32 protein-coding genes and 2 tRNA genes are annotated in these 26,733 nt (G+C 37.5%); 32 read left to right on the forward strand and 2 right to left on the reverse strand.

Features of this window, described 5'->3' with window-relative positions:
* Nucleotides 1-61 precede the first annotated feature (61 nt).
* The 24 genes from EV694_RS06070 to EV694_RS06185 all read left to right on the forward strand — a co-directional run bounded on the left by EV694_RS06070 (nucleotide 62) and on the right by EV694_RS06185 (nucleotide 18,031).
* The gene (locus tag EV694_RS06070) at nucleotides 62-907 is read left to right on the forward strand and encodes a GPO family capsid scaffolding protein (RefSeq protein ID WP_132690548.1); all 846 of its coding nucleotides are present in this window, start codon (nucleotides 62-64) and stop codon (nucleotides 905-907) included.
* A 3-nt stretch (nucleotides 908-910) separates the two neighbouring features.
* On the forward strand, nucleotides 911-1,921 hold the full coding sequence (locus EV694_RS06075; RefSeq protein WP_132690550.1) for a phage major capsid protein, P2 family: 1,011 nt from the start codon (nucleotides 911-913) through the stop codon (nucleotides 1,919-1,921).
* A gap of 17 nt (nucleotides 1,922-1,938) precedes the next feature.
* Nucleotides 1,939-2,784, forward strand: coding sequence for a phage terminase small subunit (locus tag EV694_RS06080; protein ID WP_243645979.1), 846 nt, complete (start codon nucleotides 1,939-1,941; stop codon nucleotides 2,782-2,784).
* Nucleotides 2,777-3,229, forward strand: a complete 453-nt coding sequence (locus EV694_RS06085; protein ID WP_132690554.1) for a head completion/stabilization protein — start codon at nucleotides 2,777-2,779, stop codon at nucleotides 3,227-3,229. The genes EV694_RS06080 and EV694_RS06085 overlap by 8 nt, the downstream gene beginning before the upstream one ends.
* Complete coding sequence (locus EV694_RS06090; RefSeq protein ID WP_132690556.1) at nucleotides 3,217-3,690, forward strand: phage tail protein; 474 nt, start codon at nucleotides 3,217-3,219, stop codon at nucleotides 3,688-3,690. Before EV694_RS06085 ends, EV694_RS06090 begins: the two co-directional genes overlap by 13 nt.
* A gap of 2 nt (nucleotides 3,691-3,692) precedes the next feature.
* Nucleotides 3,693-4,394, forward strand: a complete 702-nt coding sequence (locus EV694_RS06095; RefSeq protein WP_243645980.1) for a hypothetical protein — start codon at nucleotides 3,693-3,695, stop codon at nucleotides 4,392-4,394.
* Nucleotides 4,395-4,396: 2 nt separating this feature from the next.
* Entirely contained in the window at nucleotides 4,397-5,527 is a 1,131-nt protein-coding gene (locus EV694_RS06100) for a DUF2586 domain-containing protein (protein ID WP_132690558.1), read from the forward strand.
* A gap of 3 nt (nucleotides 5,528-5,530) precedes the next feature.
* Complete coding sequence (locus EV694_RS06105; RefSeq protein ID WP_132690560.1) at nucleotides 5,531-5,986, forward strand: DUF2597 family protein; 456 nt, start codon at nucleotides 5,531-5,533, stop codon at nucleotides 5,984-5,986.
* Nucleotides 5,987-6,072: 86 nt separating this feature from the next.
* Nucleotides 6,073-6,318, forward strand: coding sequence for an HP1 family phage holin (locus EV694_RS06110; protein WP_132690562.1), 246 nt, complete (start codon nucleotides 6,073-6,075; stop codon nucleotides 6,316-6,318).
* Complete coding sequence (locus EV694_RS06115) at nucleotides 6,305-6,835, forward strand: lysozyme (protein ID WP_132690564.1); 531 nt, start codon at nucleotides 6,305-6,307, stop codon at nucleotides 6,833-6,835. The genes EV694_RS06110 and EV694_RS06115 overlap by 14 nt, the downstream gene beginning before the upstream one ends.
* A complete protein-coding gene (locus EV694_RS06120; protein ID WP_132690566.1) occupies nucleotides 6,835-7,221 on the forward strand; it encodes a hypothetical protein in 387 nt (128 codons plus the stop codon). The genes EV694_RS06115 and EV694_RS06120 overlap by 1 nt, the downstream gene beginning before the upstream one ends.
* Nucleotides 7,133-7,366, forward strand: coding sequence for an Rz1-like lysis system protein LysC (gene lysC, locus EV694_RS11040; RefSeq protein ID WP_132690856.1), 234 nt, complete (start codon nucleotides 7,133-7,135; stop codon nucleotides 7,364-7,366). The genes EV694_RS06120 and lysC overlap by 89 nt, the downstream gene beginning before the upstream one ends.
* A 12-nt stretch (nucleotides 7,367-7,378) precedes the next feature.
* Entirely contained in the window at nucleotides 7,379-7,690 is a 312-nt protein-coding gene (locus EV694_RS06130; protein ID WP_132690568.1) for a putative phage tail assembly chaperone, read from the forward strand.
* An 8-nt stretch (nucleotides 7,691-7,698) separates the two neighbouring features.
* Nucleotides 7,699-7,869, forward strand: a complete 171-nt coding sequence (locus EV694_RS10890) for a DUF6890 family protein (RefSeq protein WP_165865503.1) — start codon at nucleotides 7,699-7,701, stop codon at nucleotides 7,867-7,869.
* 8 nt (nucleotides 7,870-7,877) lie between these two features.
* A complete protein-coding gene (locus EV694_RS06135) occupies nucleotides 7,878-10,001 on the forward strand; it encodes a phage tail tape measure protein (protein ID WP_132690570.1) in 2,124 nt (707 codons plus the stop codon).
* A gap of 2 nt (nucleotides 10,002-10,003) precedes the next feature.
* Entirely contained in the window at nucleotides 10,004-10,333 is a 330-nt protein-coding gene (locus tag EV694_RS06140; protein WP_132690572.1) for a DUF2590 family protein, read from the forward strand.
* The gene (locus tag EV694_RS06145) at nucleotides 10,326-11,486 is read left to right on the forward strand and encodes a baseplate J/gp47 family protein (protein WP_132690574.1); all 1,161 of its coding nucleotides are present in this window, start codon (nucleotides 10,326-10,328) and stop codon (nucleotides 11,484-11,486) included. The genes EV694_RS06140 and EV694_RS06145 overlap by 8 nt, the downstream gene beginning before the upstream one ends.
* The gene (locus EV694_RS06150) at nucleotides 11,486-12,013 is read left to right on the forward strand and encodes a phage tail protein (protein WP_132690858.1); all 528 of its coding nucleotides are present in this window, start codon (nucleotides 11,486-11,488) and stop codon (nucleotides 12,011-12,013) included. The genes EV694_RS06145 and EV694_RS06150 overlap by 1 nt, the downstream gene beginning before the upstream one ends.
* Before the next feature lie 14 nt (nucleotides 12,014-12,027).
* On the forward strand, nucleotides 12,028-14,133 hold the full coding sequence (locus EV694_RS10940) for a phage tail-collar fiber domain-containing protein (RefSeq protein ID WP_207859794.1): 2,106 nt from the start codon (nucleotides 12,028-12,030) through the stop codon (nucleotides 14,131-14,133).
* Between the two features lie 8 nt (nucleotides 14,134-14,141).
* Nucleotides 14,142-14,864, forward strand: coding sequence for a DUF4376 domain-containing protein (locus tag EV694_RS06165; protein ID WP_132690576.1), 723 nt, complete (start codon nucleotides 14,142-14,144; stop codon nucleotides 14,862-14,864).
* Entirely contained in the window at nucleotides 14,848-15,123 is a 276-nt protein-coding gene (locus tag EV694_RS06170) for a hypothetical protein (protein ID WP_132690578.1), read from the forward strand. The genes EV694_RS06165 and EV694_RS06170 overlap by 17 nt, the downstream gene beginning before the upstream one ends.
* 9 nt (nucleotides 15,124-15,132) lie before the next feature.
* Nucleotides 15,133-15,879, forward strand: coding sequence for a hypothetical protein (locus EV694_RS06175; RefSeq protein ID WP_132690580.1), 747 nt, complete (start codon nucleotides 15,133-15,135; stop codon nucleotides 15,877-15,879).
* Nucleotides 15,869-16,429 carry a baseplate complex protein gene (locus tag EV694_RS06180; RefSeq protein ID WP_132690582.1) on the forward strand — a complete coding sequence of 187 codons (561 nt, stop codon included), beginning with the start codon at nucleotides 15,869-15,871 and terminating at the stop codon, nucleotides 16,427-16,429. Before EV694_RS06175 ends, EV694_RS06180 begins: the two co-directional genes overlap by 11 nt.
* The gene (locus EV694_RS06185; RefSeq protein WP_132690584.1) at nucleotides 16,430-18,031 is read left to right on the forward strand and encodes a hypothetical protein; all 1,602 of its coding nucleotides are present in this window, start codon (nucleotides 16,430-16,432) and stop codon (nucleotides 18,029-18,031) included.
* A 550-nt stretch (nucleotides 18,032-18,581) separates the two neighbouring features.
* On the opposite strand, the gene EV694_RS06190 is transcribed toward EV694_RS06185, so the two are convergent.
* Nucleotides 18,582-18,668, reverse strand: a tRNA-Leu gene (locus EV694_RS06190).
* Nucleotides 18,669-18,670: 2 nt separating this feature from the next.
* A tRNA-Gly gene (locus EV694_RS06195) sits at nucleotides 18,671-18,746 on the reverse strand.
* Between the two features lie 240 nt (nucleotides 18,747-18,986).
* On the opposite strand from EV694_RS06195, the gene EV694_RS06200 reads away from it, so the two are divergent.
* From EV694_RS06200 to EV694_RS06235, 8 genes are all read left to right on the forward strand, one after another.
* Entirely contained in the window at nucleotides 18,987-19,298 is a 312-nt protein-coding gene (locus EV694_RS06200) for an ArsR/SmtB family transcription factor (protein WP_132690586.1), read from the forward strand.
* A gap of 86 nt (nucleotides 19,299-19,384) precedes the next feature.
* Nucleotides 19,385-20,521, forward strand: coding sequence for an NADH-dependent flavin oxidoreductase (locus EV694_RS06205; RefSeq protein WP_132690588.1), 1,137 nt, complete (start codon nucleotides 19,385-19,387; stop codon nucleotides 20,519-20,521).
* A gap of 133 nt (nucleotides 20,522-20,654) precedes the next feature.
* A complete protein-coding gene (locus EV694_RS06210; protein WP_132690590.1) occupies nucleotides 20,655-21,767 on the forward strand; it encodes a methionine biosynthesis PLP-dependent protein in 1,113 nt (370 codons plus the stop codon).
* A 107-nt stretch (nucleotides 21,768-21,874) separates the two neighbouring features.
* Nucleotides 21,875-22,228, forward strand: coding sequence for a thioredoxin (gene trxA, locus EV694_RS06215; RefSeq protein WP_424580052.1), 354 nt, complete (start codon nucleotides 21,875-21,877; stop codon nucleotides 22,226-22,228).
* A 365-nt stretch (nucleotides 22,229-22,593) separates the two neighbouring features.
* A complete protein-coding gene (gene nudC, locus EV694_RS06220) occupies nucleotides 22,594-23,370 on the forward strand; it encodes an NAD(+) diphosphatase (RefSeq protein ID WP_132690594.1) in 777 nt (258 codons plus the stop codon).
* Nucleotides 23,371-23,450: 80 nt separating this feature from the next.
* Nucleotides 23,451-24,380, forward strand: a complete 930-nt coding sequence (gene hemC / locus EV694_RS06225) for a hydroxymethylbilane synthase (RefSeq protein ID WP_132690596.1) — start codon at nucleotides 23,451-23,453, stop codon at nucleotides 24,378-24,380.
* Nucleotides 24,381-24,399: 19 nt separating this feature from the next.
* Complete coding sequence (locus EV694_RS06230; RefSeq protein WP_132690598.1) at nucleotides 24,400-25,164, forward strand: uroporphyrinogen-III synthase; 765 nt, start codon at nucleotides 24,400-24,402, stop codon at nucleotides 25,162-25,164.
* Between the two features lie 41 nt (nucleotides 25,165-25,205).
* Nucleotides 25,206-26,729, forward strand: coding sequence for a uroporphyrinogen-III C-methyltransferase (locus tag EV694_RS06235; protein WP_132690600.1), 1,524 nt, complete (start codon nucleotides 25,206-25,208; stop codon nucleotides 26,727-26,729).
* Nucleotides 26,730-26,733: the final 4 nt, after the last annotated feature.

Consider the following 26,733-nt stretch of genomic DNA (forward strand, 5'->3'; position numbering starts at 1 on the left):
AAATATCAGTAAAACTAACCGCACTTCTATTGATATTTAGCCATTTTGAGGATTTGAAACTGTGAATAAAAGTAAATTAAGAACCGATTTTATTTGTGTAGCCACGTCAGGCTATAGCGTTGACGGTCGCCAAATTACCAGCCAAGAACTGCACGAAATGGCAAAAAATTATGATCCTAATTTTTATACCGCCAATTTGTGGCCCGATCATAAACGTTGGATAAACTTAGGGCAGGTATTGGAATTAAAAGCCGAAGACCAAGACAACGGCGAAACAAAACTTTATGCGGTGATTAGTCCCTCTGAACATTTAATTAACTGGAATAAAGAGGGGCAATATTTATTTACCAGTGTAGAAATTGTGCCAAATTTCCGCAATAGCGGTGAAAATTATCTTTTCGGTTTAGGTGTAACCGATACCCCTGCCAGTGTTGGCACAGATCAACTCAATTTTAATATTAAGATTCCACAGAACACGCTTATTTCTGAAAATTTTCAAGTCAATTTTGGCTTAAAAAATGAGGAAGAACTTAATCAAGAACAGCGTTCATTTTTCAATGTATTAAAAGCCTTTTTTACTCAAAATCACTCTAATAACGATAACAATAATAATGAGGAACAAACAATGAATGAAAAACAATTTAACCAGCTGATCGAGGCGGTAAATGGTTTAAGTAGCAAGATTGATCAATCCTTTTCAGCGAAACAAGCTGATGTAACGCCTGTACAGGAAACCGAACAAACCGCAGAAAAAGGCGTTGTTACGACTGAACAATTTAATCAGCTAATAGAAACGGTTAAAAACTTAGAAAAACAGTTTAACCAAATGACCAAAGAAGTAACTGCTGTACCAAATGGCGAACCCGCAGTTACAAACACCAATAGATTTAACTTGAAAGGATTTTAAACAATGAAAAATATCAAATTATTTTATGAATTAGTTGAAGATATTGCACAGGAATATAACAGCGATTCAAATTCTATTTTACGAGGTCAAAGTTTTTCACTTACTGTGCCACAAGCGGCACAATTAGGTGAAAATATTCAAAAGAAATCTGACTTTTTAAAACAGATTAATATGTTGACGGTTTCCCACTTAAAAGGCACTAAATTGTTAGGGGCAACCGAAAAAGGGATTACAGGACGAAAAGCAAGCGGACGTTATATTGCCACCTTAGAACATTCAGAACAAGGCTATGAATTATCCGAAACCGATTCAGGCGTTATTTTGCCTTGGGAAATTTTTGATACCTTTGCCACTTTCAAAGATAGACTTGTTGAACGTTATGGCGAATATGTACAAACCCAAATTGCTTTGGATATGTTGCAAATTGGCTGGCATGGGCAAAGTGTTGCGGCTAATACCACAAAAGCCGATTTATCTGATGTAAACAAAGGCTGGTTAAAACTCCTCGCCGAACAACGAGCGGCAAACTTCCTTACACAAGGAAAAGAAACAGGCAAAATTAAAATTTTTGGTGCTGGGGCTGACTACGTCAATTTAGATGATCTCGCCTTTGACTTAAAACAAGGCTTAGATTTAAGACATCGTGATCGTAATGATTTGGTGTTCTTAGTGGGAGCGGATTTAGTGGGTAAAGAAACCAAACTTATCCAAAAACAACATGGCTTAACCCCAACGGAAAAAGCGGCGTTAGGTTCGCATAATTTAATGGGTAGCTTTGGCGGTATGCAAGCCATTATTCCGCCGAATTTCCCAGCTAAAGGTGCGGTAGTAACGACACTTAGCAACTTGAGTATTTATACCCAAGGGGAAAGCGTACGCCGAGCCATTTATAACGATGAAGACCGCAAAGGTATTCGCAATTCTTACTATCGTCAAGAGGGCTATGTAGTTGAAGATCTTGGCTTAATGACCGCCATTGATCATAGCAAAGTGGAACTTGGCGATAGCGAATAAGGGGAAAAGGTATGGTAATGCGTGAATTTCAAGCCAGAATGAAAGCATTAGAGCAAGTAGAGCAAATCAATAAGGCAAGCCAAGCGGAACAAGTCCAAATTATTCAGCAACAAAGTGGCGAGTATGAAACCTTGTTAATTGCCTTGCAGAATGATGTAAATCGTATTCGTGCATTACCGACTTTTGAACAACGCAAAGAGGTTAAACGGCAAGAATTTCTACCGAAGTGGCTACCTTTTGTTGAACAATATTTAGCAGATAAACAGGTTTATCAAAATGATTATTTCATTTACTGCATTATTTATCTTTTTGATGTGGGCGATTTTGATCGTGCATTGGCACTGGCAGAACAGGCGATTGAACAAAATCAAGCAATGCCTGATCGCTTTTCGTCAAATTTGCCTACCTTTGTGGCTGATCAGATTTACAAATGGGCAGACAAAACCGCCGCAGTGGGCTTATCCGTTGAACCATATTTTAGCCAGACTTTGCAAAACGTGGCGACCCAGTGGAATTTGCATGAAGTGGTTACCGCAAAATGGCTAAAAATGGCGGCGGAATTATTATTGCGTAACCGAAACAAAGGGATAGTTAATGCCTCGGGTGTGATTGATTATGAACGCTTAATATTGGCAATTCAGCTATGCAATAAAGCCTTTCAGCTTAATCCTAAAATTGGGGTTAAAACAATGATTGAACGTTGCGTAATGCGATTAAATGCCCTTAGAAAAAAAGATAAAAGAATTCCCCCAGTGGCAGGACTTAGCTTTGAAAATGAGGCTATCAATTTTGATTTAATCATTGAAAAGTTACGCTCCTGCCCACCTAATCCGAATGAAAAGGACGGGCTAACAAATGTTTAATGGTCGCCAAACGGATTATGATGATACTGTAATTTTAAACAGTGGCTTTTGGTGTGATATTTCGGTAAGTGAGTTTCAGAAAACAAGGGCTATTCCCTTTAATATTCCTGATGAAATGGTTAAATCGGTATTAGTTTCCGCAATGCAAGGTGTTGAAATTGATTTAGCGGACGTGGCGAGCTTATACCAAAACAAAGGCTTAACGAAGGTAAGCGAAGTATCTAGCGTAATGATTAATAATGAAAATTATGCGGAAACTTTATACAAAAAAGCGGTATTTGCACGAGCTAAAGCCGATTTACTTAGCGAGTTTAATACGCTATCTGCCCGAGAAATTCACGAAAATAGAAAATATGCTGATGAACAGAAAAGTTTATTAGCCGAGGCAACTTTTGCCATTAGAACATTAAAGGGAAAGAAACGGAGTGCTGTATGGCTAATTTAGAAAATGCAATGAAATATCAGCAACTCACGCAACATATTTTAACTAAGTTGCCAATCCGTTATAGAAATCATTTTTATAGCTGGATTGAAAATGGAAGTTTATTAAACCAGGGCAAGAATGTTACTGAACAAGGCGTAGAAATCGCTCATATTAAATATGATGCCGTATTATTTTTTGATGAATTTCCTTATCGTGAAATATCCGCAAGCTATTTAATGGCGATTATTCAGTTATGGCTCAATGATAATGACGAAATGCGAGATATTTTAGATGAATATGAGATTAAATTTGAACTTGATATTGTTGATGAAAAAATCGCAGATTTAACCTTTACCATTGAATTTTTAGAAAAACTGACCGCACTTGAAGATGTACAAGGGAATTTATCAATCAATAATAAACCTTATCGCTTATCAGAAATAGAAATTTATATTGCTAATGATTTTAGTATGACTGATTAATTATGAATAAAAATATCGCTATGGAGTTAAATCCCAAAGATTTAAAAGCATTTTTAAGAGATTTAGAACTCTTATCTTTACCCCCTAAAAAGAAAAAAGAGATATTAATCAGATCATTGCAAATGATAAAGCGTGTTTCTGTTAGAAACACCACGAAACAGCAAGATCCAAGTGGTAAATCTTGGAAGAAAAGAAAAACTGGTACAGCAAAAATGCTAAGGCGTATTGCTAAATTAGCAAACAGTCAGGCAGAAAATAAACAAGGTAAATTATTTTATAAAAACAAAAGAACGGGACAAATTGCCACAGAGCATCAAGAGGGTATAGATCATATTTTTAAAAAATCTGATTTTACTGGCAAAAATAAAGGCGGTTCAATGAAAGAACCTTGCACACTACGGCAAGCAAAAAAACTAAAAGATTTAGGTTATAGCGTTTCTGCTGGGGTAAATAAAAAAGGGATAAAGAAAAAACGCAAACCCAGTTTAAAAGAAATAAGAACATCATTATCACGAGCGAAAGCCAGTTTAATTATTAGAAAATTAGAGGAAAGAAACGGGAAAAAACAAGGTAGGAATTTAACCGAGTGGATTATTCCCACTGAAAAACGCGCATTTTTAGATACAAGAGAAAAAGAAAATGCGGAAATTATCTTAAAAATTATTAATGAATTTCTTAATAAAAATAATAACAAGAGGAAATAAAAATGTTCCCAACCGTACAAATTAACTCACTGAACCAATTAAGTGGCGAAGTAAAAGAAATTGAACGTACAGCCCTATTTGTTGGGGTTGGTACGCATAATGTTGGCAAAATTTTATCAGTATCGCCTGATAGCGATTTTGATCAAGTTTTCGGTAGTACCGAAACGGAATTAAAAACCTATGTGCGTTCTGCAATGCGTAATGCAGGGCAAAACTGGTTAGCCTATGTTTATATTCTTTCTCAAGATAACTATGACTTTCCCAAAGCGGTATTAGAAGCCAATAATGTGGGCTCTTTTGAATATGTTGTGAATACTTATACCACAGGCGTGGATAAAGCCAAAATCAATAAATTACAAAGTTTATATACCGATCTATTAACCAAATTTGGGCGGCGTACCTTTGTGATTCAAGCCATTGAAAAAATCAATAATGATCAAACTAACGGCGAAAGCTGGGATAAATATATTCAACGTTTAACCACACTACAAAATACGGTGGTTGCGGATCATGTGATGTTAGTACCTTTGTTATTTGGTAATGAAGTGGGCGTGATTGCTGGGCGTTTAGCTAATCGTGCGGTATCTATTGCGGATAGCCCTGCCCGTGTACTGACTGGAGCATTATTAGATTTAGGTTCAGCCGAAAAACCGAAAGATAAAGACGGCGTAGAGTTGAATTTATCCCACTTAAAATCCTTAGAGCAAGCCCGTTATTCTGTGCCTATGTGGTATCCCGATTATGACGGCTACTATTGGGCGGACGGACGTATGCTTGACGTTGAGGGCGGAGATTTTCAATGTGTGGAATATGTCCGAGTCGTGGATAAAGTAGCTCGCCGAGTGCGATTAAAAGCCATTGCAAAAATTGCGGATCGCTCGTTTAACTCAACCTTATCAAGCATTGAATATCATAAAAATTATTTTGCTGCTGTTATGCGAGAAATGAGCAAATCAACGACAGTCAATGGCAAGGATTTTCCAGGGGAATGTTATCCGCCAAGTGATGAATCTGTAGTGATTACTTGGGTTAATAAAACCACTGTAAAAATTTATATTACGGTTCGTCCGTATGATTGCCCGAAAGATATTAGTGTCAATATTTTATTAGATTTAGAAACCTTGGGAGATTAGAAAATGGCTGAACGTATTAGCGGAATGAGTTTTGATTTTTATGTATTTGGTGCCCCAGTTCACGCCGAATCTGTAAGTTTAAGTATTACTGATAATTCAACAGTCGCACAAACAAGGGGTATTCCTGATGGTTGGGTATCGGGTGATGTTACTGCCGAGGGCGAAATTGAATTAGATGCCAAAAACTTTCAAAAATTAACCCTTGCCGCCGCTACCGCTGGCAGTTATCGGGATATTCCTGAAGTGGATTTTGTCTTTTTTGCTCAACGTGGCGGAGTACGGGATAAAGTAGAAAGTTTTGGTAATAAATTAGTGCTATCCGATATTTTAAATATTGATCCAAAAGGCGGCGCTAAATCAACCAAAAAAATTAAGTTTTTTGTAACTAGTCCTGATTTTGTGCGGATCAATGGTATTCCTTATTTATCCAATGACGATACAAGGGATTTAATCGGTTAGTAAACAGAATTAGGGGAAGTCGAACACTACGCATAACAATAATAATAAATGGAAGAGCGACTTATCCCCTATCTTAAGGATAAAAAATGTTTAAAGACTCAAGTACCCAAAGTTATTTATGGTCAATTATTACCAGTATTTTAGCTTGGTTTTCTGACCATCAAAATTTGATGATTCTTAGTTTGGCCTTAGGGGTGGTTACCTCAGTGGTTAATTTATACAACCGTAATGAAGAACGCAAAATCAAGCAACGTGAACAACAGCGAGCCGAAGAATTACACGCTATTAAAATGGCTCGTTTAAAACAAGGGCTAGAAGATGAAACTCACTAAAAAAATCATTGCCACCTGTGCGGTCAGTAGCATTGTGGCTTTAGTGGTTGCCAATTATCCCAGTTCACAATTACGCACTAGCGAACAAGGTTTATTGGTGATCGGCAATGCGGAAAGTTGCCGCCAACAGCCCTATTATTGCCCAGCAGGTATTTTAACGGTCGGCATTGGCTCTACCGCCCAAACAGGGCAACCTATTCAGCAACGGCAATATAGTGAAGCTGAAATTGCCGAACGCTTTGCCAATGATGTACGCCAAGCCGAGCAATGCGTTAATCGTTATGCTAATGGTAAAGCAATGCCACAGGGGGCGTTTGATGCTTTGGTATCAATCAGCTTTAATGTGGGCTGTGGCAAAATGCGACAATCTACCTTATTTAAAATGGCAAATCAGGGCTATACGCCAGAGATGTGTAACCAGTTTGAACGTTGGGTATATTCAAACGGTAAAAAGTTAAATGGCTTGGTAAAACGCCGTCAGCAAGAAAAGGCACTGTGTTTACAAGAGGGTAATTAATGGATTTGGTAAAAAGAGCCTTATTGTTTTTCTGTGCAGTGAGTTTATTAGGGCTAAGTTATTTCTATTGGCAATATAAAACCACTTATCACAAATACCAAGTTAGCCAAATTGAGAAACAAACATTGCAATTACAACTTGTTGATAGTCATCAACAAATCGCTGATTTTTATCAGCAAACTAAAGCAATGACACTGCAGATTAATCAATTAACCCAACAAACGGAGCAACGACAAAATGCGCTTAATCAAGCCTTACAACATCATCAAGATTGGGCTAATCAGCCTGTGCCTAATGATGTTATTCGCTTGTTCAACAAGGCAAGTAACACCCATAAAAACGCCGATAATTTGCCCCATAACGAGCGATTGCAAAACACTAAGTAACTTTAGGATTAAGCAAAATAAGGATTTAGTACAAGCCTTGCACAATAGCTTAACCACATTATCCCATTGTGTTATTGCTTACCAAGTATTAAATGATTGCATAGAAAATCATAACAATATGAATTTAATTAATAATAAACCATAAAAAGGAAACATTATGACAACCACAAATCAAGCAACTTCATTATTAGAAAAATTAAATGCCTTAACCTCAAACGAAGTTACCGTTTCGGTGGCAGGCGTTGATTTTACCTTTGTGCGTGATAATTCCGCTTATGATGCCATGATTAATGAAATTAATACTGATAATAAAGTTACCCCAATGAAAGATTATTTATTAGCGATTGTTAAACGTGAACAACGTGAGGACTTATTACAAATTATCAATGTGCCAGGACTGGCGATTAATCTTGCAGGTATGGTTAATAAAGCCTTAATTCCACAAATTGAGTTATCGCTAAAAAAATAGCTATTCGTGTGGAAAATATTGAAAGCAACGGTTTATCACAAGCCATTGCTTTGCGTAAACATTATTTACCGCACGAAGATGATAGCGATATTAATTTGGCAAGAGCTATTTGGCTAAATAAACAATATTTTGAAAATTTAGCCACCGCCGTAGCCAGTGGAATCGCCAAAGTGTTTTAGGATAAAAAATGGCAGTACAAGGACTTGAATATATTATCAGCTTGACGGATCAAATATCCGCCCCATTAAGGGGGATTAGCAAGCAAATTGAAGAACTAGGCTCAAAGGGCAAAGAAGCTATATCGCAAATTGGTATGGGTATGGCGGCTGTTGTTGGTGCGGGTCTAGCGCTCAAAAATGCCCTTGATCCTGCCATTGAATTTAATCGAGCATTAGCGGAAGTTGAGGCGGCTGGCGTATCGGCTAGCGGTTTGCAGAAAGTCAGTAAATTTGCCTTAGATTTTTCTTCAACCTTTGGCATATCATCAAAAGAAGTCGTTAATTCAGTTAATGAAATTGCCCGAGCCATTGACGGTTTAACCGAAGATGAATTAATTAGCTTTGCCGAGGGTTCAAATATTTTAGCCAAAGCCACAGGGTCTAGCGTACAAGAAATGGGATCGTACTTATCTACTATGTACGGTATTTTCCAACAAGAGGCTGATCAAATGGGCAAGGCTAAATGGGTCAAAATGATGGCTGGGCAAGCCACATTAACCGCCAATATGTTTAAATCATCAGGGGAAAGCCTTAGCCAAGCCTTTACAAATTTAATGTCCACAGGGCAATCAAAAGGGATTGCATTAGCTGAACAATTTGCAGTATTGGGTAATTTACAATCAGTTATGCCTGGCGGTATGTCGGGTACGAAATACGCCGCATTTTTAAAAGGGGTAGGAAAAGCCCAACAGAAACTAGGCTTAGATTTTCTGGACAGCCAAAATAGAATGCGTCCTATCACTGAAATTTTAACCCAAATTAAAAATAGTTATGGCGACACCATAGACGAAGTAGAGGCATTGCAATTAAGTAAAGCCTTTGGTTCTGATGATGCAGTAGCAGTTATCAATTACTTATTACCTAAGATTGATCAACTAAAAGATAACATCAAAGAAATTGGCGATATTGACAACCTTGATGATGCCATTCGCCTTTCTAAGATGACTACCGATCCTTGGGCAAGATTAGCGGAAATTATCCAAAATATTAAAGTTGCCATTGGTACGGAAATTTTACGCACCCTTGATCCTATTATGACCAAAATCGCCAATATGGGGCAAGCATTTCAAAACTGGTTATCTACCTATAAAAATTTGGCTTGGTTATTAGGGGTAATCGTTGGCATTTTTATGAGTATGGGGGCTGTTGTTGGGGTTATTACCATTTTCAGCGGTTTTATTGCCGTATTGAAAATTGTTGCAGTCGCTTTTGTGGCAATCGTTATTCCAGTGGTTATTTTAGCCGCCAAAATTATGTTAGTGGTTGGTGTCATTTATTTATTAAGAAATTATATTGCAGATTTTATTGCAGGTTTTATCAAAGGGTTTAAACAAGCAGGCGTATCCTTTGACCCTTTATTCTCTGCCTTTAATAACGTTTGGCAATCTATTCAAAAAATTGCTAGTGCCATTGGTAGAGTGATTAATTTGTTATTTGGAGCAAATGATGAGATCTCTACTTGGGCTAATTATGGGGAATTATCAGGACGTGTTTTCGGCGAGGCACTAAATATTATTATTTCTCTTATAGAGGCTATGGCTAATGGTATTGGTATATTTGCTGATACTTTCGTTAATGTTGTCAATATTGTCATCACAATGTGGCAAAAAGTGATTAAAGGCTTTGAAGAGGGCGATATTTTAGGGGCATTAATGGCAATTTGTGAGGGGATTTTAGCGGTATTCTCAACAATGATCACAGGCGTTAAAAATGCCTTTATCAATATGATTAACTGGGCGATTGAACAAATTAATAAAGTGCCTGGCGTGGAAATTCCTTTAATCCCTATTGTTGATGAAAATGCGATTAGTCCTGCTGAAGCTGGAGCAGATACGGCAGTTGCTAGTCAAAGTGCCTTAATGGCAACAAATATCGCAGGTATTGCAATGCAATCGGCACAGTTAGCACCGATAGCAATGCCAAATGAGATGAAGCCTAATACTGATGTTCAACAAGGGGCATTAAGAAATAAAGTTAATAATTCAACCAGTAATATTAATAATTCAGTCAATATTCAGAATTTAAATGTAAGTCATGATGATAAAGAAAATATCATGCAAACCATTAGAAATCATCAGCAATTACAAGGGTAATTATGCAAGAGCTTTATTTAGATTTATTGATTACAGATGAGGATATTACGTTAGATTCGGGCAATATGCCGATTATTTGTAATAACCGTATTTCTATTGCTCAAGATATTAAACACGCCATTTTAGAAAGCGGTTTAGTTACCCTATTAATTGGCGAGCGTAGTCGTATTTTAAGACGAGATATTATTTTAAGAATTATCCTATTGGTAGAAGAAGATCAACGTTTAATCCCTGGGTCAATTAGTATTACCGAAGAAAGTCATAATCGGCTTTTTTTAACCTCAGAAACTTATGACTTTGGCACAATCACGCAAGGAATTAGCTATGAGTGAGTTTAAACAATTATTACAAGAACAAGGCTTACCGACCGAAGAAAGCCAAATAAAGCAAGAGTTTGAAAATTTAACCCAACAAGCAGGCATTATTACAAATACCTCTAAAATGTCGCCATTTTGGCGGTTAATTACTGCCATTGCAGTAAAACCAGTGAAATGGCTAACCGATTATTTAATTGAGGATATTTTGCCCAATTTATTTGTTAAAACCGCAAAGGGAAAATGGTTACAACTTCAAGCTTGGGCGATTGGGCTTGATTTTAAAGCCGCCACAAAATCCGTAGGGGTTATTCATTTTACCAAAGAAAGCGATTTAACAGATTTAACCATTAAACAAGGCACACTTGTACAAACAGAACGCATTAATGATGTTATTTATCGTTTAATTGTGAGCGAAGATACCTTAATCCCTAAAGGTACATTAACTGCCCCTGTGCCAGTTATCGCTGAAAATGCTGGGGCAAATTATAACTTGGCAAGCGGATATTATCGTATTCTTACTGAACATATTAACGGCGTAAAAAGTGTTGAAAATAAAGAAGATTGGCTTATTGAACCAGGTGCAGATCAAGAAACGGACGAAGAATTAAGACAACGTTATCGCACGCAGTTTTCTAGTGTGGGACAACATCATATTGATTCCGTTTACAAAGGCATTATTGCCAAAGTTGCAGGGTTATCCGTTGATCGCATTTATTTTCAACATGAAGCCCCACGTGGGCCAGGTACGGCTAATGCTTATTTATTATTAGATACGGGGGTTATTAGTCAGCCCTTTGTTGATAAAGTAAATCATCATGTCCAAACCGAGGGCTACCATGGGCATGGTGATGATTTAATGTGTTTTGCTATGCCTGAAACCAAGCACAGAATCAGTTGCAAACTTTATTTAAATAACAGTATTACCGCCAATAGAAAAGCCGAAATTCTAACAGCGGTGGAAAATATGATCCGTTGTGCCTTTCGTGAAAATAATAATTATCAGGTAACGAAAACTTATCCATTTACCTTATTTTCTTGGTCAAAACTTGGCGAAGAAATACATCAAACCTTTACTGAAATTCAGTCTATTACTTGGGGGCAAACTGATATAAAAAGCGAGTTAAGTATTCCACGTATTGAAACCTTAACACTTGAGGCTATGCAATGATAAAAATTACATTACCTTTTTGGCTAAATAAAGGCGAGTTAGTAAAAATTGCACGCCTGTTTGAAAATTGGTGGGGATATATTCTGAATTTATTGCAGACTCAATTTAATATCTTAGATGAAGAAAATTGTAGTGAAAGAATATTAAACCTTATTGCCTACCAACGAGATATAGAACGTTTTAATAATGAACCACTTTCTTTATTTAGAAAACGGGTTAAATATGCCTATATCAATGCCAAAGAATCAGGTAGCAAAATTGGTTTTATTCGTATTTTTGAACGCTTAGGCATTGGCTATGTAGAAATTGAAGAACGTTTTGATAACGAAAATTGGGACGTTATCAAAATTAGGCTAAGTGATTCGCAATTATCTAAAAATCACGAGCTATTGAATTTAATCATTAGAAAATATGGCAGAACTTGCCGAAGATATACATTTGAAATTTTAACCAATGAACAAGTGATTATTTACCAAGGCGAGTTTAATCACGATTATCAATGCTTTCATTTAACCATTAATAACTAGAAAAAAGGTGTTATATGGCAAGTTTAATCACAAAAGAATTTGAAAAATATATTGCAAACCAAACCACAAATAGCGGTACGGTTATTTTAGATGAATTTATTTTCGCTAATATTCCAGGATTAACCGAGCAAAACTTAGCAAATTATTTAACGATACCGAACAATAGCCAAATTGTGCATAGACAAGCAATATCACAAAAAGGCGTAGTGAATGAAAATTCCGTTGTCTATTCTATAACTATTGGTACTGAAATTGGCGATTTTGATTTTAATTTTATAGGCTTAATTAACAAATCAAATAATATGCTTGCCGTAGCTATTAGCACGAACACAATTAAGAAAATCAAGAATAAGGACAATATTCAGGGCAATAGTATTACCCGTTCTGTACTATTGGAATTTGCAGGAGCAAAGCAATTAACCAATATCAATGTTAATGCCAATACATGGCAAATTGATTTTACTGCCAGATTACAGGGAATTGATGAAAAAATTCGTTTAACTAATCGTGATCTTTATGGAAGAGCGGTCTTTTTTGATGAAAGTTTTTTAGTCACGAGAAAAAGCGGCAATCAATTTTATATTGAAAAAGGCACAGCATATATTGAGGGCGTACGGGCTGATCTAACAAGCAAGCAAACCATTACTGCCGCAACTCTTCCTTGTTCTATTTATATTGATGTGGTGCATCATTGTACGGTAACAGGTCGCTACGAAACAGAAATTAAGTTCTTACAACAAAATAAAAATGATTATATCGATTCGGCAGGTTATCAACATTATGTACAGATTATTGCGGATATTGATCGTAATGCAAATGTTACTGATCGCCGATTATTGTCGTTTGTTAAACAAATTACCCCGAAAAAGATTGATGAAAATACAAAAAATACGGCGGATAATACAGGGCATACGCATGAGATAGCTAAAGCCAGTACCTCAATTACTGGAATTGTGCAACTAGTCGATAATTTACTAAGTAATGCCAACAATATGGCTCTTACTGCTAAGCAAGGGCGAGAGTTAAAACGCCTTATTGACGGATTAGGCACACCCTTTCAAAATTTTTCAGCTACCTCTTCCTTGGACAATACGACCAATTTAAATGATTTAAAAGGGGCAAGAAAATACGGTGTTTATTCGCAAAGTAGTAATAGCAATGCTCTTACAGCATTAAACTATCCAGAGCAAAAAGCAGGAACGCTATTTGTTTTGCCATCTGCTTATCAAGGTATTCAACTTTATGTGCCGTTTGATAATCAAATTATCTATATTCGCCGAACCAATCAAGCCAGTGGGTTTGAAAATTGGCTGATTATCGGCGATGTAATTGATAATTTAAATAGTGATAGCAAAACCGCAGGCTTATCTGCTCGTCAGGGGAAATTTTTAAATGATAATAAGGTTGACCGTGCAGGAGATACCATTACTGGGGATTTGGTGATTAACGGCAAAATCGTTGTTAATGATTTTACATTTAATTGTACCACGCCAAATTGGAATGGATTGTTTTTTAATTTATATGATAACGGCACTACCCACAATGGCGGACAGTGGCGGATAGAATTTCACCCAAAGTCCAATGAAGAAACCCGATTAAATATGGTTTATAAACCCAAAGTGGGAGTGCAGAAATATATTGCTTTTCCTACAGTTTATACCAATCGGGAAGTAATTGCTTATCAAAGTTGGGTTACTCAACAATTTACAGGGGCTATATGTGCATTTGCGATGACTACACCACCTGCAGGCTGGTTAAGATGTAATGGTGCAGCAGTATCAAGAACAACTTATGCGGATTTATTTCAAGCAATTGGTACGACTTTTGGAGCAGGAAATGGTTCAACCACGTTTAACTTACCTGATTTGCGTGGTGAGTTTGTTAGAGGCTTTGATGACGGCCGAGGTGTTGATAGTAGTCGAGGTTTTGGTTCTTGGCAAAATGATGAAATAAAAGAACATAAACATCAATTAAAGATAAATGGTGTTGCCGCAGGAAATGTTGGACCTTGGGAAGGGGCTTTACATACTGGTTCAGGAAAAGAATATAGCACAGAAAATTTTGGCGGAAATGAAACCCGTCCTAGAAACGTGGCTTTACTGTACTGCATTAAATATTAGGAGAGGATATGACAGAAAAAATAGTCAGCCAGTTAGATAATAACGGCTATTTTATTGGGGCAACGGTGGCAGATAAATCGCCACTTGAAGAAGGGATCTATCTCTTGCCGTTTAATGCGGTAGATATTGCACCGCCAGAGCTTAAAGAGGGCGTAATTTATCAATACGATAAAGGCACAAATACTTGGCTTGAGATTGAAGATTATCGAGGCAAAACATTTTATTCAACGGAAACAGGGGAAAAGGTAGAGATTACCCAATTAGGGAAAATTCCTGAAAATTTAACCGCACTTGTTCCGTTAGATTACCCTTGTTATTGGGACGGTAAGAAGTGGGTTATTGACGAAACCAAACAAGCCGAGATTAAAGCACAACAACAAGCCGAAATGTGGGAGCGTATCAAAGAAAAACGCTACCAAAATGGCTTAGGTGGGGTGTATGTAGAAAGTATTGGCAAGTGGTTTCAAACAGGCGAGGAAGAAAAAACCAAGTATCTCGGTTTAGATCGTGTGATTGATAAGCTCGGCGAAATTGATTGGAAAACTTACGATAATACTGTGGTCAAAATGAACCGCACTTTATTAGATGAAATCTTTATCGCTATGGTACAAGCAGAAAATGCCGATCATTTAAACGCAGAATACCATAAACAACAAATGTTATTGGCTGATGATCCATTAACTTATGATTATTCAACAGGTTGGAGTAAATGTTATGAAGAAAACCATTAAGAAAGCTAAAAAATGGGGCTATCACGTATTAATAGCCATTGATCAACTTATTAATGCTCTAACAGGCGGCGGTGCAGATGAAACCTTTTCTAGCCGTTGCTATCGTGGAGCGATATTAGCTAAAAATCCTAAAAAGCGTTGGCGGTTTTGGTACAGCTTTGTGAATAAGCTATTTTTTGACCCAAACCACTGTAAAACCGCTTATGAAAGCGAGGTGTTAAGACGGCAATATCCTGCGGATTTTGAAGTAATTAAGTAAGGATTGATGATGTGGCAACAAAAACAGCTTAAAGTGTCAGAACAAGTAGAAACCGCATTAATGAATGGCAAAAATATTAATTTGACCGTAAAAGGAACAAAAATTGGCGTGCATAACTGGACACATGGCATAGAAGAAAAATCAAATCGTTATTTGTCCCCTGAAAATGCCGTTAAAGTTTTTGCCGATAAAATGCTGGACTATAGCGATCCTAATCGCCCAAAAGACCGACAAGATATTATTGCCATTATGGTAACCAGTTCAAATATTGATGAATTTATCTTGCAATTAGAAAGCGTACAAGTTTTGTTGCCCGAGCCTTGCTTTCAACAGGCATTAGATTACGCAAAATCAAGCCGAAATTTGGCGGATAGCAAAATGATTAAGACACCAACAATAGCAAGCCCTGCATTTAGTCAGTCAGCGGATATTACACCAGGTTCTAATCGTACGTTGCAAAGTATTTTGCGTAATGCTAATTCAATCGCCAATGCGGCAAAAACAGGTGATCCTATGATTGCCATTCAAAATTTATTAAAACTTAAACAACAACGAGAACAGCAGAATCAACAAAAAGTAAAACAAATAACCTCTGCACAAGGTTCAATTTTTGCTTTCTCAACCCAAGATTTTTTAGAGAACGCTCAAGCAAAAATGCGAGTGAATATACCGTCAGCAAGTAATGTGTTTACCGCTTGCGTTTTATTTATTGGTCAAGATTTATCTGCAATTCGGGGAATGTTATATGACAATTAAAAAACCTAGTGTACAGCTTGCACTCAATGGCACACCGATTTATTTAAATAATATCATTATGAGTTTGTCCGTTAAACGAGAAGAAAAAGATATGAGCGGACAAAAATCAAGTACAAAGAAAAGTGATAAAGGTATTAAAGCAAAAGAATTAACCGTTAATGGGATTATTCCTTATAAATGTAAAGAATGGTTGACGGATTTATTTAAATTGGCAGAGGCGGAAGATGAAAAAGGCGAGCAAGTAAAATATCGTGTATCAGCAATTATTGCTGAATCAGTGAATATGCGTGAAGTTACCTTTAGCGATAGCATTACCGCAACGGAACAGCAAAATAATATGGCTTGGCAAATTTCTTTTACCTTGCGAGAAGTTAATTCTATTGCGGAGAAGAAAGAGGCGAGAAAAGCAAAACCACAAGCCAAAGTGCAATCGGAGCAAGCCCCTGTAGCGAAACCGCAGACAGAGCAAACACAAGAGAGCCAACCAGAACAAGAGGATAATTCTTTTTGGAAAACTCTTGATGACGCTGTTGGAAAAGTGAGAAATTAAATGAAGATAATTAAAAATTGCCTAATAAATGGCGAAACCTTAGAACTTGCCGAAGAATATTTAGTTTTAGAATTGAATAATACGGGGCGAGGGTTTATTACTGTTTTAACCGATAAAGATTGCGTAGGGAAAAGCGTGGAGCTAGAAATTGGTACTTACGATAATTATTATAAATGGTTTAATGGTATTGTTGAACGTGAACAACATACTGATAATGGCTATAAAAAATTGTTTATTCGTGAGAAAGTCGCCATTTTTGAAAAGCCGTTAAATTGCTCACATCGTCATATTACTTTAAGAGAATTAGCCAAATGGATTAGCCAGCAAACGGGGATTGAAGTCAAAATCCCCGTTGCTGATTATGCGGACGAACCTATCCCATTATTTACCCACAATGGCAGTGGCTATCAATTATTGCATAATATTGGCAGACAATTTTCAATTCCTCATTATATGTGGCAACAATCGCCTGATGGCTCATTGTTTATTGGTTCGCATAATGATTCAAGTTGGTTTGGTAAGAATATCGTATTAGATAGCGAAGTGACCTTATCAAATGGCAGTAATGAACTAACAATCCCTATTATGCCCGAGATTCGCCCAGGAATAATGATTAATGGCAATAAAATTACCAAAGTAGAATTAAGCGGTGATATTAATGTTTTATTCTGGGAAAACTTAGATCAAGTAGGAAAGCCTTTAGAAAAAAGCCCTGAACAACGGCAAATGGAAAAATGTTTCCCTGAATTAGCAGGTGGCTATCATTTACCCAAATATGCAAAAATTATTGGCGTTGCTGATCCCTCTGGCGGTGGCGATATTTCCGATCCATTTCGCCCCAAATACGCCGTTGAATTACAAATTTTAGATGAAAACGGCAACGAGGATAGCACTGTGCCAGTTTATCCAGCCGTTCCGCTACCTGTAACAAGCACAGGTTCACAAGGGGGCGATTTTGCCTTTCCTGAAGTGGGAACGATAGTTGAGGTTGGTTTTGCTTATGGGCGTTCTGATAAGCCTTTCGTTCGCACTATGTTGGCTCAAGGAAAAACAGTGCCAGCCGTAGGCATAGGCGAACAGCTAAAACAACAACGCCCTGGCGTGTACGAGCGTACCGATTCCGCTGGGAATAAAATTCGTGAAACAGACCAGGATATAAAAGATAAGTCTTTTACTCGAACCATTGAAACGGATCAGGAAAATAAAACCATTGGCACAGCTACGCACAATATTGATTCTGATATAACTGAAAATATTGGCGGCAATCAAATCGTTAATGTGCTTGGCAATATTCAACAAACCACCGCAAGCAACAAAATATCAGGCGTTGGCGGAGATCTTAATGAACGTATCGAGGGCGTAGCTGAACGCTTATCCGGCACTAAAAATAGAATGGTTGCCCCTCAAAGCTATATGGGTTCACAAGACCAAAATATTTTTAGAATATTAGAGGAGCTGATCCAAATTGTAGCAGATTTATCTAATACGGTAAGTTCACATACCCATAGAGGAAGCCCACCCCCTGATCAAGCTGGAACCTTTACTAACTATAAGAATAGAGCCGACCAAGAAAAAGCAAAACTAACGCCAATCATAGAATAATCTTTCCTTTATCCTAAAATACATCATCAATGCCTTTGCTAATCCCAAAGGCATTTTTTATTTTCCACGTAAAATTTTTACGTAAAACTTCACGTCACGAAAAATCCACTTCCTCCCCCGCGGAATTTTTGAAAAATTTTGCTGATTTTTCAGTTAAATTTCAGGATAAAAATGAGATAAAACCAGTACGCAAAAGGGATCGCAATAATGATCTAAACTGAAAAAATTTCAGTGAATTTCAGTGGTTTTCAGTTAAAAATGATCTGAAAAATCAACATAAATTCATAACATACTGATAAATAATAATATTTTATATTTTACGTCATCTTTTGATTGTTTTTTATTCGCTTTGGTGGCTGTTACAGCCACCAGAATTTTTTATAAAAAGGTTGCCCAAAATACACAACAGCCACTGAACAGCCACCAAACAGCCACTAGATGAACATTTAGCAAAATAAGCGAGTGAGGAATTAGCAAAAATTAGGTATAAAAAAAGCCGCTTACTGCGACTAACTTTGTGATTTTATTTATCTTTTTTTGACGTTTTAAATGGTGCCCGAGGGCGGACTTGAACCGCCACAGCTCGAAAGCCGAGGGATTTTAAATCCCTTGTGTCTACCGATTTCACCACTCGGGCAATGGAGCGGGAAACGAGGCTCGAACTCGCGACCCCGACCTTGGCAAGGTCGTGCTCTACCAACTGAGCTATTCCCGCATTGCTCTGAGTACGCTTTTTTAATATTCGTAATCAGTGAGGCGCATTTTACTGACTTCTTGAAATCTGTCAATCGTTGTTTTTCACTTTTTGGTTTATTTGATGAAAAAAAAGACATAAAAGAGATGGTGTTATGATTTAATGGGAGTTATTTTCTACTCATTCTAGTTTGAAATAAGAGAGAATAATTGTATTTTTATATTGACAAATCTAAAAATATAGATATGATTTGCTCCCATTATGGAAATAAACGAAATTTTAAAGATTTTAAGTAATGAATACCGTTTGCAAATGTTGCAATGGTTAAAAGCGCCCTTGCAACATTTTTCTGTTTATCAAATGGCAACTGAGGAAAAAAATTTTGAGGGTGGCGTTTGTGTAGGAGCTATTGCGACTAAAGCAGGTTTAGCACAATCTGTGGTATCGGGTTATTTAAATTCATTGAAACAAGCTGGGTTGGTTGAATCAAAACGTGTGGGTAAATGGACCTATTATCGTTATAATCCAAAAGCGATTGAGAGATTCTTACAGCAATTACAGTATTATTTATAAACAAAAGTGCGGTGCGTTTATCGCATTTTTTTATCAGTCTATAAATCTATTTTTTTAGATTTAAGGAAATGTAAATAGGAGAAAATATGCAAGTAGAAAAATTTAGTCCTTTATTTCAACATTATCAATTAAATAACGGTGTAACGATTAAAAATCGTTTAGTGGTTGCCCCAATGACGCATTATGGCTCTCATTCAGATGGCAGTATAAGCGAACAAGAACGCCGCTTTTTAGCGCATCGTGCAACGGATTTTGGTCTGTTTATTACCGCTGCAACACTCGTTTCATTAGAGGGGAAAGCTTTTGTGGGGCAACCCTATGCTACTCAAGCTTCGGATTTAGCCAGCTTGCAAGCGCAGGCGGATATAATCAAACAGCAGGGGGCTAAGGCGGTTTTGCAAATTCATCATGGCGGTGATCAAGCCTTACCTGAGTTGCTTGAAGGTACTTTGCCAGTTTCTCCCTCAGGAACGCATCAAACTGAAACATTAACTGAAAAACAAATTATTGATATTATTAATCATTTTGCTCAAGCTGCTGATTTGGCGATTCAAGCTGGATTTGATGGCGTGGAAATTCATGGGGCAAATGGCTATTTAATCCAACAATTTTTCTCGGCACAAACTAACCAGCGTACGGATCAATGGGGAGGCTCATTGGAAAATCGTTTGCGTTTTCCCTTAGCCATTATTGATGCTATTGATCAGGTACGTCAACAACATCAACGCCCTGATTTTATTATTGGTTATCGTTTTTCACCAGAAGAGCCAGGCGAAAGAGGATTGACGATGAGCGACACCTTTGCTTTGCTTGATGCTTTAGTCAAAAAACCGCTCCAATATTTACATATTTCACTTTGGGATTTCTATAAAAAAGCACGCCGTGGCGCAAATCCAGAATTAACCCGAATAGAGCAAATTCATCAACATATTGATGGAAAGTTACCTTTAATTGGGGTGGGATCTTTATTATCGGGGCAACAAATCCTAGATGCCTTTAATACGGGGTGGGCTGAATTTATTGCGGTTGGTAAAGCGGTCATGATTAATCCTAATCTTGCCACCTTACTTAAAACAGGACAAGAACAAAAAATTGAAATCACTATCGATCCTCAGCGTACAGATCATTATGATTTTCCTGATAATTTGTGGCAACAACAATTACAAGGTTTATCCTATTTGCCACCATTAGAGGGTAAAGATTGGAAACCCGTAGATATTTAATATATTTTCATAGGGGTTAGCGAGTTACTAACCCTTTTTATTTTAGTTATATGATATGCCGATAATGGCTTTTATAAGCCTTGAGTTTATGCCAAAATAACGACATTGTTTTCAGAATAAAAGGCAAAGATTAATGACTTATCAATTAGATACCCAACTTGTGCAATTAGGTAATCGTTCCGATCCTCGTGTGGGTTCGGTTGCAACACCTATTCATTTATCAACAGCGTATAGCCATACAGATATTAAAGGTGTCGCTCCTGCTGATGCGTTTGATTATATTCGTACTAAAAATCCCACTCGTACGGTACTAGAAGAGGGGATTGCAAGATTAGAAGGGGGAGATAATGGTTTTGCTTGTTCATCGGGTATGGCGGCAATTCAATTAGTGATGAGCCTATTTCGTAGTCCAGATGAATGGATTATTTCAAGTGATGTATATGGTGGGACTTATCGTCTGTTGGACTTTGCTTACAAAAATAACCACGGCGTTAAACCTGTTTATGTGGATACCACCTCATTAACCGCCATTGAGCAAGCCATTAATTCAAATACTAAAGCGATTTTTATTGAAACACCCTCTAATCCTTTAATGGAAGAGTCAGATGTAGCGGCTATCGCTAAAATTGCTAAAGCTCATAATTTGTTGTTGATTGTTGATAATACTTTCCTTACCCCAGTTTTATTTCGCCCAATGGAGCACGGGGCGGATATTGTTATTCATAGTGCCACGAAATATTTAGCGGGACATAATGATGTATTAGCAGGATTAGTGGTAACGAAAGGGCAAGAATTGGCTGAGCGTTTATTTTATATCCAAAATGGTGCGGGCCCAGTATTGTCGCCGTTTGACAGTTATTTAACTATTCGAGGTTTGAAAACATTGGCATTAAGAATGGAACGCCATCAACAAAATGCACAACAAATTGCTCAATTTTTGTCAACTTGTCCACAAATCAGTGATGTGCTTTATCCTAACAAAGGTGGTATGCTCTCTTTCCGTTTGCAACAAGAAAGCTGGGTAATTCCTTTCTTAAAATCCTTAAAACTTATCACTTTTGCCGAAAGTCTAGGGGGCACAGAAAGTTTTATTACCTATCCAGCGACTCAAACCCATATGGATATTCCTGAACAAGAACGTATTGCACGAGGCGTATGTAACCGTTTATTACGATTTTCTGTGGGAATTGAACATATTGATGATATCAAAGCGGATTTAACTCAAGCATTGGCACAATTTAAATAAGCTATTAAAGCGATTTATGACATTGTGATTTTGCTTATGTTATTATTCTTAATAAGGAAAAATGGTATTACTCTTGAAAAAAGGATTATTACACTTATTTTAGAGTAATTAATGATAATCTAACAAAGGAAGAAAAAATGAGTGAAGTTTTACATATTAGTGATGCAAGTTTTGAACAAGAGGTATTACGTTCAGAAGTTCCTGTCTTATTAGATTTTTGGGCACCTTGGTGTGGACCTTGTAAAATGATCGCCCCTGTACTTGATGAATTAGCAACAGAATTTGGCGATAAAGTCAAAATTGCAAAAATTAATATTGATGAAAATGAACAGGTTGCAGCACAATTTGGTGTACGCAGTATTCCAACCTTAATGTTATTTAAAGAAGGAAAAGAGGTTGCAACGCAAGTAGGTGCATTACCAAAAAGCCAGCTTGCTGCTTTTGTGCAACAGCATATTTAATTAAGATAATTGCTATTAATAACAAGCGTAGTTTAATAAAAACTACGCTTTTTTATTGAAATGATTATAAAATTGACCGCGCTTTTAAATTATATATCCGTCTAACTTTAAATAAAATTGTATTGACACGACTATCTTGTTTTAGATTGACACCATTATAATATTTAAAAATATTAGCCATTTAGTTTTACATAAGGTAATTGGCGGTATCACGATATATTTCCATTATTTTCTTAGTTAAAGAAAACCTAAATGAAATTTCATCACAACTAACTGTAGATTCTTGATAGATACTGTATGTAAGTTTAATATAACTTTATTATTTACTATAAGTAAAAGAGAATTAATTTATTAAGAGTATACTTATGCAAAAAATTAAACCAACAGACAGCGGCTTTTGGCTGCTCACGCAAGGCTCTCATTTACATTTAATTGATGGCAAATTACCTTATGGTTATGCCAAAGAGTTTCAATTAGAGGGCTTACAAGCCATGGTTATTGGTGAGTTAGAACATCAACCCCTTTGGTTGGTGGCAGAGGAGCCAAACTCTCGGCGAGCTTATTTTTCGCTGCGTGATTTACTTTATTTGCCTGAGCGTACCTTTAATTTATTAAGTCGTGGGATTGAGCTGAATTATTTTTTTAATACCCATCAATTTTGTGGTAAATGTGGGCATAAAACAGGGCTGGCACAAGATGAATGGGCGGTGGAATGTGAGCAATGTCATTTTCGTACTTATCCTGTGATTTGTCCTTCAATTATCGTGGCGGTACGGCGAGGAAAAGAGATTTTGTTAGCTTGTCATCAGCGTCATAAAGAAAGCCTGATGTACACAACCTTAGCGGGATTTGTGGAAGTAGGGGAAACCTTTGAACAAGCTGTGGCGCGAGAAATCTTTGAGGAAACGAGTATTAAAGTGAAAAATATTCGTTATGTAGCTAGTCAACCTTGGGCGTTTCCAAATTCTCAAATGGTGGGATTTTTAGCGGACTATGCCGAGGGGGAAATTAATATTCAACCCACAGAAATTTATGATGCGAGGTGGTTTTCAGTAGAGGAAACCTTACCTAATTTACCACCACAAGGCACGATTGCTCGTAAATTAATCGAACAAACCCTCTTATTATGTCAACAGGAATGAATATTCTCGGTGAATTCAACTGACTTTTTGCCTTAACAATGATAGGATAGGGGCAAATATTTGACACAAAATTATAGGCTATGACTGATAAAAAGACCTTAAGAATTGCCACTCGACAAAGTTTATTAGCGTTGTGGCAAGCCAATTATGTAAAACAGCGTTTACAACAATATTATCCTGAATTAAATGTTGAGCTTGTGCCGATGGTCACAAAAGGCGATGTGATTTTAGATTCGCCATTGGCGAAAATTGGTGGTAAAGGGTTATTTGTTAAAGAGTTAGAAAATGCCTTATTAGAACATCGTGCGGATATTGCGGTACATTCAATGAAAGATGTGCCAATGGTTTTCCCTGAGGGCTTGATGCTTGCTGTAATTTGCCCGAGAGAAGATCCGCGCGATGTGTTTGTTTCTAATCATTATGCGAGTTTGGAGGACTTGCCTGAGGGGGCGGTGGTTGGTACATCGAGTTTACGCCGTCAATGCCAGTTAAAAGCCTTGCGTCCTGATTTGGTTATTCGTTCTTTACGCGGTAATGTGGGTACAAGATTGGGGAAATTAGATAATGGTGATTACGATGCCATTATTTTGGCTTCTGCGGGGCTAATTCGTTTGGGCGAAGCCCATCGGATTACGGAATTTCTTGATATAGAAACTTGTTTACCCGCAGTAGGTCAAGGTGCGGTAGGGATTGAATGCCGAGTTGATGATCATCAAGTGCAAGCCTTGTTAGCCCCTTTGGCTGATCCTACAACGCATTCTTGTGTGCTTGCAGAGCGTGCAATGAATCACCGTTTGCAAGGTGGTTGCCAAGTGCCGATTGCGGGTTATGCGGTGTTACAGAATGAGCAGCTTTATTTGCAAGCCTTAGTTGGTGCGGAAGATGGCAGCCAAATTATTCGTGCTTGTGCAACAAGTGCGGTGCAATTTGCGGAAGAATTAGGTGTACAGGTGGCTGAGGACTTATTACAGCAAGGGGCAGATAAGTTATTAACGGCGTTACATCAATAATGATGGGGAAAGGATCAAGATGGGCGTATTAGTTGCACGCCCCGCACAACAAGGGGCAATGTTAGTGGATATGCTAAATAAAGCAGGCATTGCCTCATTGCATTTTCCTTTTTTTGATATTCAAGCCTGTGAGCAATTAAATACCTTGCCTCATAAATTGGCACAGATGAAAAAGCAGGATTATGTGGTTGTAGTGTCAAGAAATGCGGTGGACTATGCCCATCAGAGTTTGCTTTCAACAGGGTTCGCTTGGCGTAATGATTTGCACTATTTTTCCGTTGGACAAAGTAGTGCTGAGCGTTTTTGTGAGCTTACGGGATTTGCTGTTACCTATCCTTATGCACAACAAAATAGCGAAGGATTGCTTGCATTGATAGCGATGCAAACCGATAACATTGTGGGAAAACAGGTTTTATTGTTGCGAGGAAATGAGGGACGAAAACTTTTTCCTGAGCAAATTCAACAGCGTGGTGCACAATTAGAGATTGTGCAATGTTATCAACGCCAACCCATCGCTTATGAAAATCTTGAGCAAGTGAGTATGTGGAAACGTGCAGGAATTAATGCGTTAGTCGTTACCAGCGGTGAAATGTTAAATGCATTATTGCAGTTTGTCCCTCTTGAGGAACAAGGCTGGTTAAAAGGTTGTAGATTGATTACCATTAGCCAGCGTATTGCTTTACTTGCACGCCAACAAGGTTGGCAGCATATTTTAGTTTCTGAAAGACCAAATAATAGGGCATTGTTTTCAACCCTTGTTGCTATGCAAAATGACATAGCATAAAAAATGGTATTGTGATTTATGTTCAAATAAGTGAGTAGCCTATGACAACAGATAAAAAAGACCTTTCACAACCCTCTTCTGTTTCAACTAATAAGAAAGGAAAGGAGGAAAATGGCAAGACAAAACAAGTGGATAACGCAATATCACCAGAGGTAACCACAACGTCGGATACCTCTCAATATGTGAGTTCAGCACAATCCGTAAGCCAAACTTCAACCCATAATAAAGGAAATGATGTGGAAAAAAATACGCAAAAAAATTTTTCAAAAACTGACCGCACTTCTGAGGGGAAACGGGATACAACAACAGGTTCAACGAGTTCAAGTAAAAAAGGCGGAACAGGGTTAGCTTTACTGGCGATTTTAATTGCCTTAGGCGTTGGTGCTGGCGGTTATTATGTGGGGCAACAGCAAGTTGCGAACCTTGAACAAAAAATTGCTGCCTTATCTGTGCCTCAACCGCAAGTGATTGAGCAACAAAATGATGATAGCTTGCGTGATGAATTAACACAATTAAAGCAAGATTATCAAGGTTTGAGTAATCAAGTTGAAGATTTTGTACAGCGTCAACGTGATGAACAACAATCTTTAACAAGTTTGCAAGAGCAAGTGGCGAAGATCAATAACGTGATTAAAGCAGAGCCTAATGATTGGATTTTATCAGAGGCTGATTTCTTGCTAAATAATGCGTTACGTAAATTGGTGTTAGATAGCGATGTGGATACCGCTATTGCCTTATTACAAGTGGCGTCACAAAGCCTTGAGCAAGTGCCTGATGCTCGAGTTGTGGGGGTGCGTAAAGCCTTAAATGATGATCTTAAGCAGTTATTAGCGGTAAATAATATTGATCAAAATGCCATTATGCAGCGTTTGTCTATGTTAGCCAATAACATTGATGAATTAGAAATTTTAAATGTGAATTTTGGTGATAATACAGATAACGTGCAATTATCTGATTCCATGTTAGATTGGAAAGAAAATGTGAAAAAAAGTGCGGTGTCTTTTTTAAATCATTTTATTCGCATTACCCCAAGATCACAAAATGATAAAGCCTTGCTTGCACCAAATCAGGATATTTATTTACGAGAGAATATTCGTTTACGTTTACAGATTGCGATTTTAGCTGTACCTCGTCAACAAAATGAATTATATAAACAATCCCTTGAAGCCGTAGCAGCTTGGGTCAGAAGTTATTTTAATACCAACACTGAAGCGGCAAAAGATTTCTTACAGCAAGTGGATAACTTAATGGAGCAATCCATTTATGTTGATGTTCCGACCAAATTAAGTAGCCTTACTTTGCTTGATGAGTTATTACATCGTCAAGGGCAAAATTTGCAACGTATTGAGCTTCGTGCGGATAAAGCCTTAACAGAGGATAGCGATCAACAAGCAGATAAACTGATTTTAGAGGAGCAAGCAGAACAAGATGCGTTGACGGAACAGGAGCAATCCGAGAATACCTCACAACATAGCGAAGCAGAAGATGAGCAATCTCAGCCAGTAGAAGCGGAAAAAAGTGCCGAGCCAGTTGCTACTGAGCATGATACTCAACCTGTAGAATAAGAGG

The organism is Volucribacter psittacicida, from assembly GCF_004339025.1.
In the GTDB taxonomy this organism is placed as follows: Bacteria; Pseudomonadota; Gammaproteobacteria; order Enterobacterales; family Pasteurellaceae; genus Volucribacter; species Volucribacter psittacicida.

Bases quoted from the DNA above. Each gene is read 5' to 3' on its own strand.
- EV694_RS06075 (WP_132690550.1), top strand. From the start codon at position 911: ATGAAAAATATCAAATTATTTTATGAATTAGTTGAAGATATTGCACAG.
- EV694_RS06080 (WP_243645979.1), top strand. From the start codon at position 1,939: ATGCGTGAATTTCAAGCCAGAATGAAAGCATTAGAGCAAGTAGAGCAA.
- EV694_RS06085 (WP_132690554.1), top strand. From the start codon at position 2,777: ATGTTTAATGGTCGCCAAACGGATTATGATGATACTGTAATTTTAAAC.
- EV694_RS06090 (WP_132690556.1), top strand. From the start codon at position 3,217: ATGGCTAATTTAGAAAATGCAATGAAATATCAGCAACTCACGCAACAT.
- EV694_RS06095 (WP_243645980.1), top strand. From the start codon at position 3,693: ATGAATAAAAATATCGCTATGGAGTTAAATCCCAAAGATTTAAAAGCA.
- EV694_RS06100 (WP_132690558.1), top strand. From the start codon at position 4,397: ATGTTCCCAACCGTACAAATTAACTCACTGAACCAATTAAGTGGCGAA.
- EV694_RS06105 (WP_132690560.1), top strand. From the start codon at position 5,531: ATGGCTGAACGTATTAGCGGAATGAGTTTTGATTTTTATGTATTTGGT.
- EV694_RS06110 (WP_132690562.1), top strand. From the start codon at position 6,073: ATGTTTAAAGACTCAAGTACCCAAAGTTATTTATGGTCAATTATTACC.
- EV694_RS06115 (WP_132690564.1), top strand. From the start codon at position 6,305: ATGAAACTCACTAAAAAAATCATTGCCACCTGTGCGGTCAGTAGCATT.
- EV694_RS06120 (WP_132690566.1), top strand. From the start codon at position 6,835: ATGGATTTGGTAAAAAGAGCCTTATTGTTTTTCTGTGCAGTGAGTTTA.
- lysC (WP_132690856.1), top strand. From the start codon at position 7,133: ATGTTATTCGCTTGTTCAACAAGGCAAGTAACACCCATAAAAACGCCG.
- EV694_RS06130 (WP_132690568.1), top strand. From the start codon at position 7,379: ATGACAACCACAAATCAAGCAACTTCATTATTAGAAAAATTAAATGCC.
- EV694_RS06135 (WP_132690570.1), top strand. From the start codon at position 7,878: ATGGCAGTACAAGGACTTGAATATATTATCAGCTTGACGGATCAAATA.
- EV694_RS06140 (WP_132690572.1), top strand. From the start codon at position 10,004: ATGCAAGAGCTTTATTTAGATTTATTGATTACAGATGAGGATATTACG.
- EV694_RS06145 (WP_132690574.1), top strand. From the start codon at position 10,326: ATGAGTGAGTTTAAACAATTATTACAAGAACAAGGCTTACCGACCGAA.
- EV694_RS10940 (WP_207859794.1), top strand. From the start codon at position 12,028: ATGGCAAGTTTAATCACAAAAGAATTTGAAAAATATATTGCAAACCAA.
- EV694_RS06165 (WP_132690576.1), top strand. From the start codon at position 14,142: ATGACAGAAAAAATAGTCAGCCAGTTAGATAATAACGGCTATTTTATT.
- EV694_RS06170 (WP_132690578.1), top strand. From the start codon at position 14,848: ATGAAGAAAACCATTAAGAAAGCTAAAAAATGGGGCTATCACGTATTA.
- EV694_RS06175 (WP_132690580.1), top strand. From the start codon at position 15,133: ATGTGGCAACAAAAACAGCTTAAAGTGTCAGAACAAGTAGAAACCGCA.
- EV694_RS06180 (WP_132690582.1), top strand. From the start codon at position 15,869: ATGACAATTAAAAAACCTAGTGTACAGCTTGCACTCAATGGCACACCG.
- EV694_RS06185 (WP_132690584.1), top strand. From the start codon at position 16,430: ATGAAGATAATTAAAAATTGCCTAATAAATGGCGAAACCTTAGAACTT.
- EV694_RS06200 (WP_132690586.1), top strand. From the start codon at position 18,987: ATGGAAATAAACGAAATTTTAAAGATTTTAAGTAATGAATACCGTTTG.
- EV694_RS06205 (WP_132690588.1), top strand. From the start codon at position 19,385: ATGCAAGTAGAAAAATTTAGTCCTTTATTTCAACATTATCAATTAAAT.
- EV694_RS06210 (WP_132690590.1), top strand. From the start codon at position 20,655: ATGACTTATCAATTAGATACCCAACTTGTGCAATTAGGTAATCGTTCC.
- nudC (WP_132690594.1), top strand. From the start codon at position 22,594: ATGCAAAAAATTAAACCAACAGACAGCGGCTTTTGGCTGCTCACGCAA.
- hemC (WP_132690596.1), top strand. From the start codon at position 23,451: ATGACTGATAAAAAGACCTTAAGAATTGCCACTCGACAAAGTTTATTA.
- EV694_RS06230 (WP_132690598.1), top strand. From the start codon at position 24,400: ATGGGCGTATTAGTTGCACGCCCCGCACAACAAGGGGCAATGTTAGTG.
- EV694_RS06235 (WP_132690600.1), top strand. From the start codon at position 25,206: ATGACAACAGATAAAAAAGACCTTTCACAACCCTCTTCTGTTTCAACT.